General features: G+C 70.6%; 17 protein-coding genes and 1 pseudogene. 3 read left to right on the top strand and 15 right to left on the bottom strand.

Annotated elements, in window-relative coordinates:
• Window positions 1-3: 3 nt before the first annotated feature.
• The 9 genes and pseudogenes from FHR33_RS01460 to FHR33_RS01420 all read right to left on the bottom strand — a co-directional run bounded on the left by FHR33_RS01460 (window position 4) and on the right by FHR33_RS01420 (window position 7,444).
• Complete coding sequence (locus tag FHR33_RS01460; protein WP_183642430.1) at window positions 4-1,710, bottom strand: MFS transporter; 1,707 nt, start codon at window positions 1,708-1,710, stop codon at window positions 4-6.
• Window positions 1,711-1,744: 34 nt separating this feature from the next.
• Complete coding sequence (locus FHR33_RS01455; RefSeq protein ID WP_183642427.1) at window positions 1,745-2,077, bottom strand: hypothetical protein; 333 nt, start codon at window positions 2,075-2,077, stop codon at window positions 1,745-1,747.
• The gene (locus FHR33_RS01450) at window positions 2,074-2,796 is read right to left on the bottom strand and encodes an isochorismatase family protein (RefSeq protein WP_183642424.1); all 723 of its coding nucleotides are present in this window, start codon (window positions 2,794-2,796) and stop codon (window positions 2,074-2,076) included. The genes FHR33_RS01455 and FHR33_RS01450 overlap by 4 nt, the downstream gene beginning before the upstream one ends.
• A 5-nt stretch (window positions 2,797-2,801) precedes the next feature.
• Window positions 2,802-3,935, bottom strand: a complete 1,134-nt coding sequence (locus FHR33_RS01445) for an isochorismate synthase (RefSeq protein WP_183642422.1) — start codon at window positions 3,933-3,935, stop codon at window positions 2,802-2,804.
• A gap of 19 nt (window positions 3,936-3,954) precedes the next feature.
• Window positions 3,955-4,746, bottom strand: coding sequence for a 2,3-dihydro-2,3-dihydroxybenzoate dehydrogenase (dhbA, locus tag FHR33_RS01440; RefSeq protein WP_183642419.1), 792 nt, complete (start codon window positions 4,744-4,746; stop codon window positions 3,955-3,957).
• A pseudogene (gene speD / locus FHR33_RS01435) lies at window positions 4,733-5,065 on the bottom strand (adenosylmethionine decarboxylase); the annotation flags it as partial. The gene dhbA and the pseudogene speD, both read right to left, overlap by 14 nt.
• A gap of 76 nt (window positions 5,066-5,141) precedes the next feature.
• Window positions 5,142-5,726 (bottom strand): DMT family transporter, encoded by a 585-nt coding sequence (locus FHR33_RS01430; protein ID WP_183642413.1) that lies wholly within the window; start codon window positions 5,724-5,726, stop codon window positions 5,142-5,144.
• 368 nt (window positions 5,727-6,094) lie between these two features.
• Window positions 6,095-6,634, bottom strand: coding sequence for a hypothetical protein (locus FHR33_RS01425; RefSeq protein ID WP_183642410.1), 540 nt, complete (start codon window positions 6,632-6,634; stop codon window positions 6,095-6,097).
• Between the two features lie 405 nt (window positions 6,635-7,039).
• On the bottom strand, window positions 7,040-7,444 hold the full coding sequence (locus FHR33_RS01420; protein WP_183642408.1) for a hypothetical protein: 405 nt from the start codon (window positions 7,442-7,444) through the stop codon (window positions 7,040-7,042).
• A gap of 300 nt (window positions 7,445-7,744) precedes the next feature.
• Here FHR33_RS01420 and FHR33_RS52365 point away from each other — a divergent pair, with 300 nt between their 5' ends.
• Window positions 7,745-8,884, top strand: coding sequence for a cytochrome P450 family protein (locus FHR33_RS52365; protein ID WP_183642405.1), 1,140 nt, complete (start codon window positions 7,745-7,747; stop codon window positions 8,882-8,884).
• Window positions 8,885-9,135: 251 nt separating this feature from the next.
• Here FHR33_RS52365 and FHR33_RS01410 read toward each other — a convergent pair whose 3' ends face one another.
• The 4 genes from FHR33_RS01410 to FHR33_RS48860 all read right to left on the bottom strand — a co-directional run bounded on the left by FHR33_RS01410 (window position 9,136) and on the right by FHR33_RS48860 (window position 12,540).
• Complete coding sequence (locus tag FHR33_RS01410; RefSeq protein WP_183642402.1) at window positions 9,136-10,122, bottom strand: NAD(P)-dependent alcohol dehydrogenase; 987 nt, start codon at window positions 10,120-10,122, stop codon at window positions 9,136-9,138.
• A gap of 57 nt (window positions 10,123-10,179) precedes the next feature.
• A complete protein-coding gene (locus FHR33_RS01405; RefSeq protein ID WP_183642399.1) occupies window positions 10,180-10,869 on the bottom strand; it encodes a response regulator in 690 nt (229 codons plus the stop codon).
• A complete protein-coding gene (locus FHR33_RS01400; protein ID WP_183642396.1) occupies window positions 10,866-12,002 on the bottom strand; it encodes a sensor histidine kinase in 1,137 nt (378 codons plus the stop codon). Before FHR33_RS01400 ends, FHR33_RS01405 begins: the two co-directional genes overlap by 4 nt.
• 160 nt (window positions 12,003-12,162) lie before the next feature.
• The gene (locus tag FHR33_RS48860; RefSeq protein ID WP_221240863.1) at window positions 12,163-12,540 is read right to left on the bottom strand and encodes a TetR-like C-terminal domain-containing protein; all 378 of its coding nucleotides are present in this window, start codon (window positions 12,538-12,540) and stop codon (window positions 12,163-12,165) included.
• Window positions 12,541-13,528: 988 nt separating this feature from the next.
• On the opposite strand from FHR33_RS48860, the gene FHR33_RS01390 reads away from it, so the two are divergent.
• Together FHR33_RS01390 and FHR33_RS01385 are read left to right on the top strand one after the other, a co-directional pair.
• A complete protein-coding gene (locus FHR33_RS01390; RefSeq protein ID WP_183642390.1) occupies window positions 13,529-13,879 on the top strand; it encodes a DoxX family protein in 351 nt (116 codons plus the stop codon).
• Window positions 13,880-14,073: 194 nt separating this feature from the next.
• A complete protein-coding gene (locus tag FHR33_RS01385; RefSeq protein ID WP_183642387.1) occupies window positions 14,074-15,291 on the top strand; it encodes an alpha/beta fold hydrolase in 1,218 nt (405 codons plus the stop codon).
• 134 nt (window positions 15,292-15,425) lie between these two features.
• On the opposite strand, the gene FHR33_RS01380 is transcribed toward FHR33_RS01385, so the two are convergent.
• Window positions 15,426-15,839 (bottom strand): VOC family protein, encoded by a 414-nt coding sequence (locus FHR33_RS01380; protein ID WP_183642383.1) that lies wholly within the window; start codon window positions 15,837-15,839, stop codon window positions 15,426-15,428.
• A 150-nt stretch (window positions 15,840-15,989) separates the two neighbouring features.
• Window positions 15,990-16,472, bottom strand: a complete 483-nt coding sequence (locus FHR33_RS01375; RefSeq protein WP_183642380.1) for a hypothetical protein — start codon at window positions 16,470-16,472, stop codon at window positions 15,990-15,992.
• Window positions 16,473-16,799 lie beyond the last annotated feature (327 nt).

The following is a 16,799-nucleotide window of genomic DNA, read 5'->3' as shown; positions in this document are numbered from 1 at the left end:
GAGCTAAGGCTGCCGGCCCGCGGGTTGCCGGATCCGGTTGCGGGGCGATCGTACTGACGTGGACTGGCTGGCGAGCACGTAGTCGATCGCTTCGATGAGCTGGCCTGCCAACACGGGGATCGGACTCAACGACGCGGCTGAAGCGGGCACTGGGCCGGGCGTGGCAGGCGCGGGCGCCGAACGCTGAGCGGCGGGCGCACCGATGGGAGCGTCACTGCCACCGGCGGCCTTGGTCGCAGGAGCGGGTGGGGCAGCTGTCGGATGGAGGAACAGAGCCGCGAAGCCGGCGACCGCCACGCCGCCGATGATGAGAGCGAACACCGCGCTGTTGCCGGGCATCGGGCCGCGCAGCGGCGGGTGCTCCAACAGCAGCATGCCGACGGCCACGCCGATGGCGCCGCCGAGTTGGCGGGCGGTCATGCTCGCGCCGACAGCCGAGGCGTAATGGTCGCTGCCTGCTGTCAGGGTGGCGGCCGCTGACGCGCCGGTGCTGATCATGCCCAGTCCCACGCCCATGAGCAGGCAGGCGGCCATCCACAGTGCGAGCTGAGGTTCCGGCCGCAGTCCCGCCTGTAGCTGCCAGAGCGCGGCGCCGACGACGACGAGCACACCGATATAGATCACCGGCCGGACGCCGCGGCGGCGCACCAGCGGCCCGGCCAGGAGGCTGGAGGTCAGCACGCTGGCTGACAGCGGCGCCAGCGCCAGCCCGATCAGCGGGAGGGGCAACTGCCAGTGCCGCAGTAGAAAGGGCGCGGTGGACAGCAGCGCCAGGGACACCAGGCCATACATCAGCGCGATCAGCGCGGCCAGCAGGAATCGCGGCCGCCGCCACAGCGTCAGGTCGATCGCCGGCGCTCGATGACCGCAGGAGCGGACGAGCGCGATCAGCAGCATGCCGAAGGCCATGCTGATCAGCCCAAGCAGCGAAGGCCATCCCCACTGCTGGCCCTTGGACAGGGCGAGCACCAGAGCGGTAAGGCCGCCGAGCAGCATCAGCGTGCCGATCGGATCCGGCACGCGTCGCCACCGATCGGCCCGATCCCCGCGGTCGGCTGGCAGCATCATCGCCACGACCGCTAGCAGGAGGCCGGCCACCGCGGCGGGGGCGAACAGCAGCCGCCAATTCCACAGTTCGGCCAGCCAGCCGCCAGCGCCATGCAGCGGGATGCCGCCCAGCCCGGAGGAGGCCGACCATGCGCCGATCGCCGCCGCGCGGCGGGTGGCCGGCAGCTGGGTCAGCAGCAGCGCCAGGGAGGCGGGCACGATCGCGCCCGCTCCGGCTCCTTGCAGGGCACGCGCGGCCACCAGCACCACGAGGTCGGGGGCGATGGCGGCGGCCGCGCCACCGAGGGCGAAGATCAGGAGTCCGGCCAGCAACACCCGGCGGCGACCGACCGCGTCGGCCAAACGGCCAGCGGCGGCCAGCGCGGCGGCGTAGGTGATCGCCGCGGCGCTAGCGATCCACTGCAGGTCGACCAAGGCGACCCCGGCGCCGAGCCGGTGGGAGGCCACCAGCGGCACGGCGAGTGTCCCGGCCATGGTGTCGCCCATGACCAGCGCCATCGTCCCGCAGCCGAGCACCATGAACATTCCGGTGTGGCGGGTGCGTTTCCTGCGCCGATGGCTCCCCGAAGTCGAGCTCGACGAGCTCGATACCGGCGTGGCATGGGGAACCGCGGTGCTTGAGGGGGTGCGGGTGAGAGTCATGATCAGCCTCCGGTCATCGGCGCTGAGACGGGGATCACCTGGCGTGTGTGGGGTGTTCGGCAAAGGCGGACATGACCTCTTGAGCGGCCTGCCGCAGGCTGAGCAGGGCCTCACGTTGCCGCAGGGTGAGGCCCTCGCCTTGCGGCCAGGCGCGGATCGCGGGCAGCACATCGGTGGGCACCAGGTCATCCGGCACCCAAGGCCTTGATTGCACGTGTCGACCGGATCGGGCTGGCGGCCGATAGGTGAGCTCACCGGTCAGCTGTTCGTAGTAGGTTCCCGGATCTACGGTTGGCTGACGGTGACCATGAGGCGGCTGGCCGTCGGCCGGCGAGATGTGCCAGAGGCGCTCGCCGACGGCACTCATGCCCTCGTCCCCAAGGTGGCGACGCGGTCCTGGGCCAACGACACGAGCGGGATGTCCCAGTCGGCGGAGCCGCTCTGGGGCAGTGGCGTCGCCTTGGCCACCGCGCGGCTGAGTTGCGTGGTCGTCATGGTGACCGCGCACCGCTCGGCTGCGTAGCTCAGCGCCATCTCGTGGTGCTCGCGGCTGAAGTCGGCAACGGCGTCAGCGACGACAAACGCCTGGATGTCGCGCTGGAACGCCTCGCCGGCGGTCATCAGCACGCCGATGTGGGCGTAGACGCCGCAGATGATGAGCTGGTCGCGGCCGAGCTCTGCCATCAGCTGAGCCAGGTCCGTCAGTTGAAAGGCCGAGTAGCGCCACTTGGTCAGCAGGCGCTCGTCGTCGCGGGGGCGTAACTGCCGGGCGATCTCGGCCTCGTCGGGGCCTGGGATGCCCTTGCCCCAGAAGTCGAGCAGCAGGCCGCGCTGGTCCGGGCGCTGGGCGGGCGGCTGCGCTGAGAAGATCACGGGTATGCCCAGGTTCGTGCACTGCTCGCGCAGCGCGCCGACGTTCGCCATCAGTTCCAGCAGCGGCGAAGCGTCGGCGGTGAAGGCATCGAGGAAGTACCGCTGCATGTCGTGCACGAGCAGCACGGCGCGGCTCGCGTCCGGCTGCCAGTCGACCCGGTTGGCTGGGGTGTGGGTCGGCATCGCGTAGGGCTTGATCGAGGGAAGCGCCATGATGGTCAGGTCCTTTCGAGGTGGCGGGCGTCGATGTCGGCTCCGAGCGCGTGGAGCATCGTCTGGAACTTGGCGGTGGTCTCAGCGAGCTCGGCGGGGGGGTTGGAGCCGGCGACGATGCCTGCGCCCGCGAACAGGCGCAGGGTGTTCTCGGCGACCTCGGCGCAGCGGATGGCCACCGCCCACTCGCCGTCGCCGCGGGCGTCCATCCAGCCGACCAAGCCGCTGTAGTGGCCGCGGTCGATCGGCTCCAGGCGCTGGATCTGCTGCCGGGCTTCGGCGGTCGGGGTGCCGCACACGGCCGGGGTCGGGTGCAGGGCGGCGGCCAGCGTGAGCACCGAGGTGTCCGCATCACGCAGCGTGCCGACGATCCGGCTGGACAGATGCCACAGGGTGTCGGTGCTCGTCAGCTCGGGCACGCGCGGCACGTCCAGATGAGCGCAGTACGGCTGCAGCGCCTCGGTGACAGCCTCGACGACGAAGCGATGCTCGCGCCTGTCCTTGGCGGAGGCGAGCAAGGCGGCAGCCCGGCGCCGGTCTTCGGCCGCATCGGGGCTGCGTGCGGCCGATCCGGCCAGCGGGTTGCTGACCACGCTCAGGCCGTGGCGGGAGACGAGCAGCTCGGGGCTGGAGCCGACCAGCGTGGTGCCGGACGGCAGCGGCGCGGCGAAGGCGTAGCCGTGGCCGTGGCCGAGCAGCGGTCGCAGCAGCTCGGCCACGTTGACGGGCTCGTTCGAGCGCAGCTCCAAGGATCTGGCCAGCACGACCTTGTCCAGGCGGCCTGTGCCGAGCTCGACCAGCGCCTGCCGTACGGCCTGGATGTAGTCGGCCGGGGAGGGCAACGGCCGGGTCGACCACCCGCCACGCAGGAAGGCCGGTGCGCCTGCAGGCAGCGCTGGCGACCAGATCGCTGATTTCGGCACGAGCAGGTCCGCCACCCCGTCGAAGGAGATTGCTCCGGCCACCAGTTCGTCCGCGCCGAGGATGGCGGCCGCACGCGCGGGCAGCGTGTCGAGGCGGCCGTCGACGGCGGCGCGGATCCCGTGAGTGAGAAGTGTGCCTCGGGAAGAGGCGACCAGCACGCTGGTCGCCCGGTCGTAGTCCGCCAGCGGATCAGCGGCGGTGGTCAGTTGTGGCATGGAGATCCCATCTGGTCGGTCAGGCCTGCAGAGTGGCGCCACCGTCGACCACGAGGTCGTGCATGGTGACGTGGCGGGCTCGGTCGGATGCGAGGTAGAGCACGGCATCGGCGATGTCGTGGGGCGCGGCCACGCGGCCGAGAGGGATGCCGAGCCGGTAGGTGGTCAGGTCGCCGTTGATCGTGGTCTTCCACGCCTCAGCGAGGGTCTTGCTTTTGCTGCCGTGCAGGGCGCGCAGCATGTCGGTGTCGGTTGATCCAGGTGAGACGACGTTGCAGCGGATGCCGTGCCCGGCCAGCTCCAGGCCGAGGCAGCGGGTGAAGGCGGAGGCGGCCGCTTTGCTGGCGGCATAGGCGGCCATGCCCATGCGTGGTGTCGAGGCTGCGTTGGAGCTCACCGTGACGATCGCCCCGCGCCGGCGTGGCATCATCCGCGCGGCGGCCGCGCGAGAGACGAGAAAGACGCCGCTGGCGTTGACGGCGATGCTCTGTTGCCACTGCTCGAGGTCGGTTTCCTCTACAGAGCCCGGCAGCAGCACGCCTGCAACGTTGACCAGGATGTCGATCGGGCCGAGATCGCGTTCCACGGCCGCGACGACGTCGTCCACCTCGCCGGCGTCGCGCACGTCCAGTAGGTAGGGCACCGCGCCGCGCGGGGTGCTGGGTTGGATGAGTAGATCGGCGGCGGCGACGGTCGCGCCGGCGGCGAGCAGCGCGTTGGTGACTGCGGCTCCTATGCCCCGGCCGGCCCCCGTGACCAGGGCCACCTTGCCGTCGATCCCGTCGTGCAGGGACGCCTCACGCGTGGACATCGCGCTCCAGGAGCAGATGCTCGGACTGGGTGCAGCCCACCAGGTGCTTGAGATGCTCGAGCGCCGCCATGGGATCGGTCGTGGGCCCACAGGTGTAGATGTCGACCTCGGCGACGCCCGCCTCAGGCCAGGTGTGCACGCTCGCGTGCGACTCGGCCAGCATGGCGAACAGGGTCACACCCTGCACGGGAAAGCGCTCGCTGTGCATGCTGAGGATGGTGGCGCGGGCGGTGAGCAGGGCTTGTGCGAGCGCGCTGCGCAGGCGCACTTCGTCGTTGAGGACAGCGGCGTCCACGCCACGCAGGGTGGCGATCACGTGCGGCCCCGCGTATGCAGCCTGACCGGGGCCTGCGCTGACGCTTGCGACGACGCCTTACCAAAGAGAAGATCGCTGATCACATCATGCTCCTTACGTATGAGGTCCGGTGGACACCGCGGCGGCCGTGGGCCGGTTGGTAGCGGGGCGCACGCTGGATGGTGCTGAGGATGTGCAGGGCCACGGCCAGAACGGTCAGGGCCGCCCCCGCCATCTGGGCCGGAGTGAGCCGTTCACCCAGCAGGACGACCGCTGCGCCGACGCCCATGACGTGGGTCAGCTGTAGCAGCAGCGACGCCTCCACCACCGGGACCACCACGACCGCTCGGTTGAACAGGGCGTAGGGAAGAGCAAGGCCGACGGCTCCGCTGGCGACTGCGGCCGCCCAATGGGTCAGCTCGGGGGTCGAGGCGAAGGGCGTGCCCAGATTCAGTGGGATGAGCACGATGGTCAACGCGGCGGTCGCGATGGTGAACTGCCAGACGGTGACTGACAGCGGGTCGAGCGGCGGCCGGCCGAGACGGTGGCGCATGAGCCTGGCGGCCAGCACCGAGCCGGCGGCTGCGCACAGCGTGCCCGCCATGATCAACAGGGTGCCGGTGCGGTCCCCCCACGAGGTGATGGCGCCATCCAGCAGCCACACCCCCGGCAGGCTGAGGGCCATCCCGAGCGTAGAGGTCGGGCCGGGTCACGGTCCCGGCCTGCGTCGCCCACAGACGGCCCAGCGGATACAGGCCCACCATCCGAACCGGCCCCCCGCGGTGGGTACCAAGCTCGGGCGCCACGCGGCGGGCCGTGCTCAGAATGCGCCGTTCGGGATCGTTTTCCACCGCGACGGCCAGACCGCCGCCCACGCCCGCCCGCAGATACTGCGCGACATAGGTGGCCACGCCCAGCTCGGCCACAGTCCGCGGCCGCATGTGGCGCAGGACGGCCGCGATGACGGGGTCGCACCGGTCAGCGGCGGGAAGATCATGGACGCCGAGAACGCGCCCCCGGGTCAGACCGTGGTAGACCCGATCAGCGAAGTGATCAAGCTCGAGACGGGCGCTCACCTCGATCCACGAGCGCCAGCCGGCCGGCAGCCGCAGCTCGAGTTGCCGCTCCCAATGCGCGATGAGCCGCCCGCGATGATCGTCTCAGGTCGAACAGGTGAACGCCCAGCTCCGGGCACATCTTGCCGCTGCGCAGCAGAGGCTCGACGATTCCGTAGTACTGCAGCCTCGGCAACTGCACAGCGATCGTCGTCGGTAGGCGCAAGCCGGCGGGCGCAGCCAGCACGGCGACGGAGCCGGCAAGCCGAGCGCAGGACTCAATCTCGTACACCGTCAGCTCCGGTCCGTCCCACTCGATCGACACGATCGCGGGGACGTCGACGAGCCGGCAGCTGCGCAGAGCCAGCAGCGACATGCGTCTGCCGGTCGTCGTCACCAAGCGCACGGCGTCCTCAGGCCACAGGCAATGACCGGTGATGACGGTGAGGTCGGCAGCCATCCGCAGCCCGTCAGCGGGCAGGCTGCCGGTGGCGAAGGTATAGGGACGGGCGCCACCGAGCGCGAGGCCGGTGTACACGGTGGTATTGCCGGTGGCGGGGTCGATGCCGCACGCCCACCGGCGAGCAGGACGACGAGCCGCCGCAGACCGGCCCCACTGAGATACCACCCCCACCAGGAGGGTAAAGCGCGGCGGCAGTGTCTTGGGCCCCCAGCCCATTCCTCCGCCTAGCGCGCCAGCTGGGTCTGCTCGGCACCGGTCCTCAACATCCGGTTCCTTAGGACCCCGTAAGGCAGCCTCGGCGAGATCGTCCCGCTCATCCGAGACTTCCTGGACCGCGCCACCCGAACTTCACGTTCTGCTGCTGCCCCATGATCCGGCCCGCCGCGTCATGGACGGTCACGGTGACGGGAGGGGAGTCGATATATCGTGCGGGCCCGTCGCCTGGGTCCTTGCTCCGAACGGTCTTGGCGGGCGTCCTGGCTATGAAGAAGCCGCCGTCACCACAGCGTCCGTGCGCCGCCCAGAGGACCAGTCGATCGTCACCCGGCGCACGTCGGAGGCGACCCGACCAGCGACGACGCGCACGTAGTTGTCGTGTGACTTGCCCTGGCCGGACCAGTAGTGCACCGCGTAGACGTCCACGCTGAGCTTGCCGGAGAACCCGGCCAGATTCCCCGGCGCCTTGTTGCCCCAGTAGGTGAACACCGGAGGATCAGGCGTCTCCTTGCTCGGCGTGCACAGGACGAAGCCCTTGGCACTACCGACCAGGGCGGTGGAGCCATTCTTATCCCGGTATTCCGCCAGCATGCGGAAATCCGCCACGGTGCCGTGCGCCGGGTCGCGCCAGTTGGGGTTGGTATTGACGGAAGGGCCGCCGACGGGCATGCAGTCGCTTACGGCTTGGAGTTGCTCGGGGGTGTTGTGCGGCAGCGCGCGAGCAGGCACCGATCCGGATGTCCCGGATCTCGCCTCACTCGCGCGGGCGGGCGGCAACCGCGGGAACGCAAGGTAACCGTCACGCTACTGATCACTGACTCGTGTTGTTTGCGGATCACAACGGATGTTGGATGAGATCGCTTGTCACTCCTCCCCCAAAGGGGTCAAATGACGCCAACCCTCCCCTCATTCCCTGCCGCTGACGAGAACCTTCTCGATACCTGCATCCGGTTACGGGAGATCGCTCCCGTGGTGGAGGTGGAATTCCCCGGGGGTGTGCCTGCCTACCTGGCACTGACCCACAAGGCCGTACGCGAGATTCTCGCCGGGGACAACAAGACCTTCCTCAGGGATCCCCGGCACTGGCCCGCTCTGCACGACGGATCAATCCCCGAGGACTGGCCGCTTCGCGCCATCGTTCAGGGCGGTCACCTGTCGACCATGGACCGTGGCGACCACAGGCGGCTGCGCGGCCTGGTCGGCAGGGCGTTCACCCCGGCCCGGGTGCAGGCATTGGAGCCGCGGATCCAGCAGATCATCGATGGCCTGCTGGATGACGTGGTGGCCGCCGGTGACGGCGTCGACCTGGTTCCCACCTTCACCGAGGCGCTGCCGATGTGGGTGATCTGCGAGTTGTTCGGTGTGCCCGCCGAGGACCGGCTCCGGCTGCGAAACTGGACCGGCGCGCTGCTGGCGCACACCACTCCGCCGGATGTGGCGTTCACGACGCAGAACAACCTGCAGGCCTTCCTGCACGAACTGGTGGAGCGCAAGCAGCGCGAACCGGGCGACGACCTCACCTCCGGCCTGGTTCAGGCCCGTGACGAAGGTGACAGGCTCACCACCGACGAACTGGTCGGCGTGCTGTGGCTCATGCTCGTCGCCGGCCACGAGACCACCGTCCATCTGCTCGGGCACGCTGTCGTGGCACTGGCCCAGAACCCTGACCAGCTCGGGTTGGCGAAGGCCGAGGACCGGTGGGCCGACGTGGTGGAGGAGACCTTGCGCTACCGCCACTCGGTGATGATGACCAGCTTCCGCTTCACGGCGGAGGACGTGACCATCGCTGGGGTGCACATCCCCAAGGGCAGTGCGGTGGGTGTGGTCTACCAGGCGAGCGGCGTCGATCCGGCGGAGTACGGCACCAGCGCGGACCAGTTCGACATCACCCGCGAGCAGGCCGGACGCCTCGGCTTCGGCCACGGCCCGCGGTATTGCATCGGGGCGCCGCTGGCCCGGCTGGAGAGTCGGCTGGCGCTCGCCTCGCTGTACCGGCGGCTGCCGGAGCTCAGCCTCGCGATCGACCCCGACGACATCCCGTACTCCCCGTCGTTCTTCACGGTCGGCCCGATGTCCTTGCCGGTCAACCTCGGTATCGCCAAGCCCTGACGTGGCATCGGATGGCCCTGCAGCCCACGGTTGCCGGGCCGAACCGGTTCCCGCGCGTCCCGCTCACCGGGTCAGCTCTTGACCGGTATGGAGCGGGTGGGCCGACCGGCCTCACGCTCGGCCAAGTGAAGCCAAGATCCACCTCTGCGATGCCGGCTCATCGTCGTTCAGCGGCTTTCTGCAGAAGCGGGAGCAGGCCGCCCACGCGTCGACTCGACCTTCAAGCACATCCGGGGCCGCTGGAGCGACAGCTATTGGAGCCGGGCCCCGATGACGACCTTGCCCGCGGCGTGGCCCTCTTCCTGGTAGGCGATGGCCGCCGGGATCTCCTCGAACGGGTAGCTGCGGTCGATGACCGGCATGACCCTGCCGTCCTCGATGAGTTCGGTCAGCGTCATCAGATTGCGCTTGTTCGCGGTGCAGCGGACCACGTCCGTCAGGACCGTGCGCTGCGACGCGAACAGCGATGCCGCGAGCGTCGCGACCATGCGGCCGGCGGGTTGCAGCCACCGGCCGCCCGGTCCGCCGACGAGGACGTGGGTTCCCTTGCGGGTCAGCGCCCGGCGGCAGGCGCGTCCGGAGCGGCTGCCCGCGATGTCCACCAGGAGGTCGTGGCGTCGGCCGGTCCGGGTGAAGTCCTCCTTGGTGTAGTCGACGACCTCGTCCGCGCCGAGCGACCGGACCAGGTCCACGTTGCGGGGGCCGCAGACGCCGGTGACCTCCGCGCCGAACGCCTTGGCGAGCTGCACGGCGAATGTGCCCACGCCTCCCGAGGCCCCGTTGACCAGCACCCTCTGCCCCGGCTGGACCCCTCCCTGGTCGCGCAGCGCCAGCAGGGCGGTGCTGGCCGCCAACGGCACCGCCGCCGCCTGCTCGAAGGTCAGGTTCTTCGGCTTGGGCGCGAGCTCCGCCGCCGCGACGAGGGCGTACTCGGCGAAGCCGCCCTGCTTGGGCATGGCGAACACCTCGTCGCCGGGGCGGAAGTCCGTCACGTTCCGGCCGACCGCCTCGACGTGACCCGCGACGTCGGCACCTAGAACGGCGAACGTGGGCTTTCGGAGCCCGGGCCCGCCGCCCATCAGGCGCGCGATGTACGGCTGCCCTCTCATGAAGTGCCAGTCGTACGGTTGAACGGAAGTGGCCCGCACCCGGACGAGCACCTCGTCGTCGCCGGGCAGGGGTTTGTCGATCTCGGCCAACCGGAGAGAACCGTACGAGCGCAGAACGAACGCCTTCATCACCGTCTCCTCATTCACTGCGGAGCATCAGCGTAGAAAGGCCGTCCGCACGGCTCATCAGCCGAAAGTACGCCGGTTCGGCGGCCGATCGGCCGGCTGGACACGGTCGGTCTCGTACGCCCACATGGCGAGCTCGACGCGGTTGCGGGCGCCGAGCTTGGCCATCAGGCTCGCGATGTGCGACTTGACGGTGCTGAGCGAGATGCGCAGCTCGTCGGCGATCTCGCTGTTGGTGCGGCCCAGCGCCAGGGTGGCGAGCACCTGTTCTTCTCGGTACGTGAGCGCCTCGACCGGGTGGACCGAGGGCGTGGCGCGTCCGGTGCGGGCGAAGGCGCCGAGCAGCCGCGCGGTGATGCTCGGCGCGATGAGCGCGTCGCCACTGGCCGCGGCGTGGACGGCCTGGGAGAGCAGGGCGGCGCCGGAGTTCTTCAGCAGGAAACCCCGGGCGCCTGCCCGCAGGGCGGCGTACACGTACTCATCGAGGTCGAACGTGGTGATGACGACGACGGCGAGAGGATCGGCGACGGCCGGCCCGGCGAGGGACCGGGTGGCCTCGATACCGTCGAGGCCGGGCATGCGGATGTCGAACAGGCACACGTCGGGGCGCAGGCGGCGGGCGAGCTCGACGGCCCGCCGCCCGTCGGCGGCCTCGCCGACGACCTCGATGTCCGGCTGGGCGCCGAGGATCATCGAGAGCCCCGTGCGGACGATCTCCTGGTCGTCGGCGACGACCACCCGGATGGTCATGTCGCCGTCCCGGCGCGGGGCAGCACGGCGGTCACCGTCCAGCCCCGATCGGGATCGGGGCCGGCCACGCAGGTGCCGCCGAGCAGGACCGCGCGTTCGATCATGCCGATGAGTCCGTACCCGGACGACCCGCTCTGGCGGCCCGCGTCGTCGCCGTCGTCGCTCACGCGCAGGCGCACCGACGTGGCGTCGGCGGCGACGCGCACCTCGACGCGGGTGGCGTGCCGCGCGTGCCGCCGGGCGTTGGTGACCGACTCCTGGGCGACCCGGTAGATCGCCGCGGCGACCGACGGAGGGAGATCGTCGAGGTCGCCCGAGAGCTCCACGTCGACGGTCAGGCCGGACGGGTCACGGCCGGCGAGTCGCGGGAGGTCGCCGATGCCCCGGCCGGGCGCCAGGTCCACCGGCTCGTTCCGGCGCAGGACGCGGACCATGGCGTTCATCTCGGTGAGGGCGCGCGCCGCCTCGGCCTCGATCACGCGCAGCGCCTCGATCGCGGAGTCCGGCCGCGACGCCGCGGTGGCCAGGCCCGCCTGCGCGCGGATCGCCATGGCCGAGACGTGATGCGCGACGGTATCGTGCAGGTCGCGGGCGAGTTGCTCGCGCTCGAGCAGTTTGACCTGGTCGAGCTCGCGCTGCCGTGCCCTGGCCCGGTAGCGGAACGCGGTGCCCAGGGCGATGGCAGCCACCATGACGGCGCCCGCCCCGACCGCGTCGGCGGGGCCGATCCGGCCGACGGCGATCGACAGGCCGAGCGAGACGAGCGTCAGGGCCAGCCCGGTCACGGCCGCGCGCCCGGACCCCCACCGGAACAGCGCGTACACCAGCAGCAGCAGGTACGCCAGCGTGTACGTCTCTCCGGCGTCGCCGCCGGTCAGCAGCGCGACCACGCTCGTGACGCCGAAGGCGATCGCGAGCATCGGCAGCGGCCGGGTCCGGCGCCACAGCAGGGTGGGCACCAGCGCGACGGTGACGGCCACCGCGAGGACCCGCCAGGGCAGGTCGGGCCGCAGGAATCCTTCCAGCACCGCGACCGGCACGAGCACGCCCGCGAGCGCCCAGTCGCGCCCCACCCGCGCCGGCGGGTCGGGGGGAGGCGGCTCGTTCCACACGGAGCGCATGAGGCCGTGCACGCCCTCATGGTACGGGGGCGTCTGCCGTTCAGCCGGTGGTCAGGTCCCCGAACTACGGCTTCATCGCGGGGCTGCGCCGCACTGAGGTGTGACCTGCTCCATGCCCGTGGGGGCACAGCACACCGGACAAGTCCGGTGTCTCACACAGGTTCGTCCCTGCTCAGTGCGCCAGCAGGTCGTCCAGTGCGGCTGCGAAGAGCAAGGCAGGGTCGAAGCCCATTCCGGTGAAGTGGCCGGCGAGTTCCAGGGACAGGACACCGTGCAGCCGGGTCCAGAAGCTCAGGGCCTGGTGCAGGACCGCGGGCGGGGCGGGGTGGCTGCCCGCCCACTCCCGGTGGTGCTCCAGATGGCTGTCGAACGGCGTGGCGGGGCGTTCCGGGGCTGACGCCGAGCCGGCGTCGAGCAGCATCGCCATGATCTCGGATGAGATGAGCGTGATGTCCTCGGGCGCTTGGTAGCCGGGGACGGGGGTGCCGTAGATGAGGAGGTACCGCTGGGGCAGCACGGTCAACTCCTCCTCGGCCACCCTCGTCACCACCTGCGCCCGAGTGCGGTGCAGCTCCAGGTCGTCCGCCTTGGGCGCAACGTTCGCACCGAAGGTGGATGGCTCGCGGCCGGTTCTGGCCGTATCTCGGCCGGACCCGGTCTCCAGGGCGTGACCGCCCGCGGCGCGGGCGTGCGAGGAGGTCGTGGCGGCAGCCCTCCGAGGTCGCCGGCGAGCCGCGAGACCCCGCTGATCACGCACCCGGTGGGGGCAGTTGCGTCGGGTCGTCGCCGTTCAGGATCTTGGACCCACACTTCCGCTCCTTCCACACCGCCACCGTCAAGTCCTCGGACGGCACGGAGATCACCATGCTGGTCCAGGACTACACACCGTGAACGACCACAGCAACCGCTCTACTTAGTCGCGCATCAAGTTGGGGCAGCTGGTCGTTTCTGCCCTCTCCCTAGTCCTAGTCCGGCGCCGCCGTTGGCTGGTCCTCGCCGCCCACCTGAACCGGCCCCTCGACGCCTCCCAGCGCCCGATGCGCCCGGGACGTGTGTGTGATGGAACGGGAACGTCCGCCAAGCCCCTGCGCCACCCCACCGGGGTCGACGACCGGCCGGACTACTACACAGGGAGCAGCTCCGCGCTACGGCACCGCGGGGAGGGCCGGAGTCCGGTGCGCCCGTTCCGTCCAGGCCGGTCGCGCATCACAGCCGTCAGGTATTCCACGCTGATCCCGGCAACCGCGGCCAGCTCGGCCCGGCGCAGACCGGGCGTGCGCCGTCTGCTCCCGCCGGGCAGACCGACCTGGGGCGGGTGACGGCCTCGCGCCGGTTCCGAAGGAACTCCCCCAGTGTGTTGCTACTCACGATCGCAGCCTACTGGGGCGCCGGCCGCTGATCGTGTCCCTGCCAGTACCCCCTTTACCAGGGCCTTCCGGTGGGCCGTCGGCCTGGTCACAGTGTCCTCAGACCGCTTCACCGCGCCACCCCGGACCTGTACCGGCTTCGTTGGCGCCGGACCCTTGTTGGAGAGACCCATGTTCATCGCCTTTGTCGTCGTCGCCGTCCTGTTGTCGTTGCTCCTGCTGGGTTCGGGAGGTCTCCTGCTGGCCAAGGAGAAGGGGGTGACGGCGACCATGACCGAGCTGGGGGTTCCGCTGGACTGGTTCCCTTTCCTGGCCGTGGCGAAGATCGCCGGAGCGCTCGGGCTGCTGGCCGGGATCTTCTACCGTCCCCTCGGCGGCACGGCCGCCGTCGGCGTCGTGCTCTACTTCCTCGGCGCGGTGGTCACGCATCTGCGGGTCAAGGACCTCAAGGGAATCCTGATCCCGGCGGTGCTCGCGGCCGTCTCCATGGCCCCGCTGCTGCTCGGCATCGCGACGTGGTGAGCCGTCCCAGAACGAGGGGACGAAGACCGCAGCAGGTCAGGTGTCTCAGCGCTACGTCGGGCTCACTGCGGCCATCCATGCGCGTGTCGAACCTTCTTCGAGGACGGAGAAAAGACGGCACGCCCGAACGTTGACGTGGCATGAGCGATGAGGGCGGTGGGCCGGGCCGTACAGCCGACAGCGAGCGCGAGAGCGTGAGAGCAAAGGCAGCGGCTGGGCTGCTCATCGTGCCGGCGGTCCTGGCCGGGCTCGTGGCCGGGCTCGGCGCGCTGTGGGCCGCCGCTGCGGCGAGTGGTAACCGGTACGTGGCGTTGGCCGTGGCCGCGCCGGCGCTGACGGGCCTCGTCTGGTGGTTGTGCCGGTTGGCGCTGCGGCGAGTGGCGGGCTTACAGGTACGACGCTGGGCGCCGATCGCGGTCGCCGTGGTGGAGCTGGCGGTCGTGGCCGTCCCCCTCGCGGGCCTGCTGTTCGGCGGGCCGCCGAACCGGCCGATCGCGGCGGGGCCCGGCACGCGGTACTGGGACCTGCCGACCGGCTCGCGCATCGCCTACACGCGCACCCCGGCCCAGGGCGAGCGGCGCGACACACCGGTGATCCTGGTGCACGGCGGGCCGGGCGCGCCGGACGAGCCGTCGCCGCTCGCACCCGCGCTCGCCGCCGCGGGCTTCGACGTGTACGCCTACCACCAGGTGGGCGCGGGCCTGTCCAGCCGCCTGTCCGACGTACGCGGCTACACGGTCGCCCGGCACGTCGCCGACCTGGACGCCGTCAGGGCCGCGATCGGCGCGGACCGCGTCGTGCTGGCCGGCGCCTCCTGGGGCGGCCAGCTCGTCGCCACCTACCTGGCCGCGCACCCGGACCGGGTGGCCCGCGCGGTCGTGGCCTCGCCGGGAACCATGTGGTTGCCCGCCTTCCCTGACAACCGGCACATGACGGAGGGCGGCCTGCGCGACCAGAACCGGGCGCTGTGGGACCACCCGCGCCTCCTGCTGGCGCACGTGCTCGTCGAGGTCGCGGGGCCACGCGTCGCCCACGCGCTGCTGCCGGACGACGCGGTGGACGGCGACTTCGAGTCCCTCGTCGGCGAGTTCGACATGCGGGCGGGCTGCCCCGGCCGACTACTGCGGGTGCCGCCGTCGGGGTCGGGATTCTGGGCCAACGCCATGACCGGGCGCGACATGCACCGGGTGGCCGACCCCCGGCCCGCGCTGCGCCGGATCGCCGTGCCCGTGCTCGTGTTGCGCGGCTCCTGCGACTACGTGGCGCCCGAGGTCGCCCGCGAGTACGCCGGTGTGCTGCCGAACGCCGTCTTCCGCGAGATCGACGGCTCCGGCCACGACATCGCCCACGACCGGCCAGGCAGGTACCGGGAGCTGGTCACCGCCTTCCTGCGCGGACAGATCACGCCTTGAGCCGACGAGCACGGCTCGCACCTGGCACCTCGTCTCATCATCGGTGCCGGTCACGCCGGTCATGCCGAAGGACCATCCGTTGGGAAGTCCGACAGTGGCTGCGTCACCACACTCGCCAGGGGCCTGCTCGGCGGCTACTCGGCGTAGGGCTGGTCGGTTCCCTGGGCGCTGTAGCCCAGGCTCCAGATGTAGCCGTCCGGGTCGGCGAAGGAGCCGCCGTACCCGCCCCATGGCAGGGGGCCGGCGGGCTTGAGGATCGTGGCGCCGGCCTTCGTGGCCTCCGCGATGATCTCGTCGACCCGCGCCTCACTGCGGACGACGTAGGTGAGGACCAGTCCGCTGAAGCCGCTGCCTTCCGGGCTCGTGCCCACCTGGTCGGCCAGGCCTTCGCGGCCGTAGAAGCCGACGGGCGAGGCTCCGTCCGACTCGAAGAACACCGAGATGCCGTAGTCGTCCTTGATCTTCCAGCCGAGCCCCTCGGTGTAGAACTGCTTGGCTCGGTCCAGGTCCCGGACGCCGAGGAGGATGGAGCTGACGTGCGCTTTCATACCTTGTCTCCTTTGTGCTCTTGGGATGCGGCACATGCGAGTCACGCTACAAACGGCCCGGTATCCAGCGCTTCTTGATTCGTGACCGGTTTGGTCACCTGTACTGCGCACCGCTCGGGCGGTCAGACGCCGGCGCCGGGTCCGGCGTCATCATGGTGCAGAAGGTCGCTTCTCATAGACCGCGTCCGTCACCCCCCACATGAACACCGCGCCGAGCGGGTTGTCAGGGAAGTCCGCCTTCAGCACCCTGGTGAGGAACTGGGCCATGCCGCAGTCGTAGCGGCTCCACAGCGCCTCGCCCCTGTTGTAGACCAGGACGGGCCACGCGGCGGCATCCAGGCCCGTGGCGTCCCAGCACAGCAAGTCGGCGGTTGCGCTGACACCCCAGGTGATCAACAGTGGACGGGTGCCCTCCAGATCGGGCGTCTTGTCCTCGGTCTGCCAGTCGGCCTCGGCGTTGGCCGTCTCCATCACCATCCCGTCCCGCCGCGCCTCAGACAGCGCCACGCTGGGTTCCGGCTCACCGATCGACAGGTAGTCCTGCACTGATCCGGACCCGTACACCTGCATGAACCGCTGATAGTCGGGCGGGAACGACCGTCCCCACGACTCGGTCATCCGAGCCCAGTCCACCAGCGTTCCTTCACCAGCCGGTGGCGGCATGAGCCGCTGTAGGACATCCACGTCAGCCGCCGCACTCATCGGCACCTCTCTTCCATGTGCCCCATCATCACCACGACCTTCGCGGGCTGATAACCCGGGGGCTGCGGTGACCTTGCGGATCATGTCCCAAGGTGGGGATGGGCGCGCCGCGGTGGGTGCGGGCGGCTGCTTCGACGGCGACGAGGACGGTCTTGCGGAAGCCCGCTGCTTGACCAGGCTCATGGCCGCAGTCGGGGCCGGCAGCACGGAGGTCGGGCAACGGCCGGATGGCGGCTTCAGTGACCGAGACGCGGATGC

Source organism: Nonomuraea dietziae, from assembly GCF_014195505.1.
Lineage (GTDB): Bacteria > Actinomycetota > Actinomycetes > Streptosporangiales > Streptosporangiaceae > Nonomuraea > Nonomuraea roseola.
Note: the sequence above shows the minus strand (reverse complement) of the source record. Positions and strands in the feature narration are given on the sequence as shown.

What these genes read in the sequence shown, in the direction of transcription:
- FHR33_RS01460 (WP_183642430.1), bottom strand. Translation starts at nt 1,710, where the DNA reads ATGACTCTCACCCGCACCCCCTCAAGCACCGCGGTTCCCCATGCCACG.
- FHR33_RS01455 (WP_183642427.1), bottom strand. Translation starts at nt 2,077, where the DNA reads ATGAGTGCCGTCGGCGAGCGCCTCTGGCACATCTCGCCGGCCGACGGC.
- FHR33_RS01450 (WP_183642424.1), bottom strand. Translation starts at nt 2,796, where the DNA reads ATGGCGCTTCCCTCGATCAAGCCCTACGCGATGCCGACCCACACCCCA.
- FHR33_RS01445 (WP_183642422.1), bottom strand. Translation starts at nt 3,935, where the DNA reads ATGCCACAACTGACCACCGCCGCTGATCCGCTGGCGGACTACGACCGG.
- dhbA (WP_183642419.1), bottom strand. Translation starts at nt 4,746, where the DNA reads ATGTCCACGCGTGAGGCGTCCCTGCACGACGGGATCGACGGCAAGGTG.
- FHR33_RS01430 (WP_183642413.1), bottom strand. Translation starts at nt 5,726, where the DNA reads ATGGCCCTCAGCCTGCCGGGGGTGTGGCTGCTGGATGGCGCCATCACC.
- FHR33_RS01420 (WP_183642408.1), bottom strand. Translation starts at nt 7,444, where the DNA reads ATGCCCGTCGGCGGCCCTTCCGTCAATACCAACCCCAACTGGCGCGAC.
- FHR33_RS01410 (WP_183642402.1), bottom strand. Translation starts at nt 10,122, where the DNA reads ATGAAGGCGTTCGTTCTGCGCTCGTACGGTTCTCTCCGGTTGGCCGAG.
- FHR33_RS01405 (WP_183642399.1), bottom strand. Translation starts at nt 10,869, where the DNA reads ATGACCATCCGGGTGGTCGTCGCCGACGACCAGGAGATCGTCCGCACG.
- FHR33_RS01390 (WP_183642390.1), top strand. Translation starts at nt 13,529, where the DNA reads ATGTTCATCGCCTTTGTCGTCGTCGCCGTCCTGTTGTCGTTGCTCCTG.
- FHR33_RS01380 (WP_183642383.1), bottom strand. Translation starts at nt 15,839, where the DNA reads ATGAAAGCGCACGTCAGCTCCATCCTCCTCGGCGTCCGGGACCTGGAC.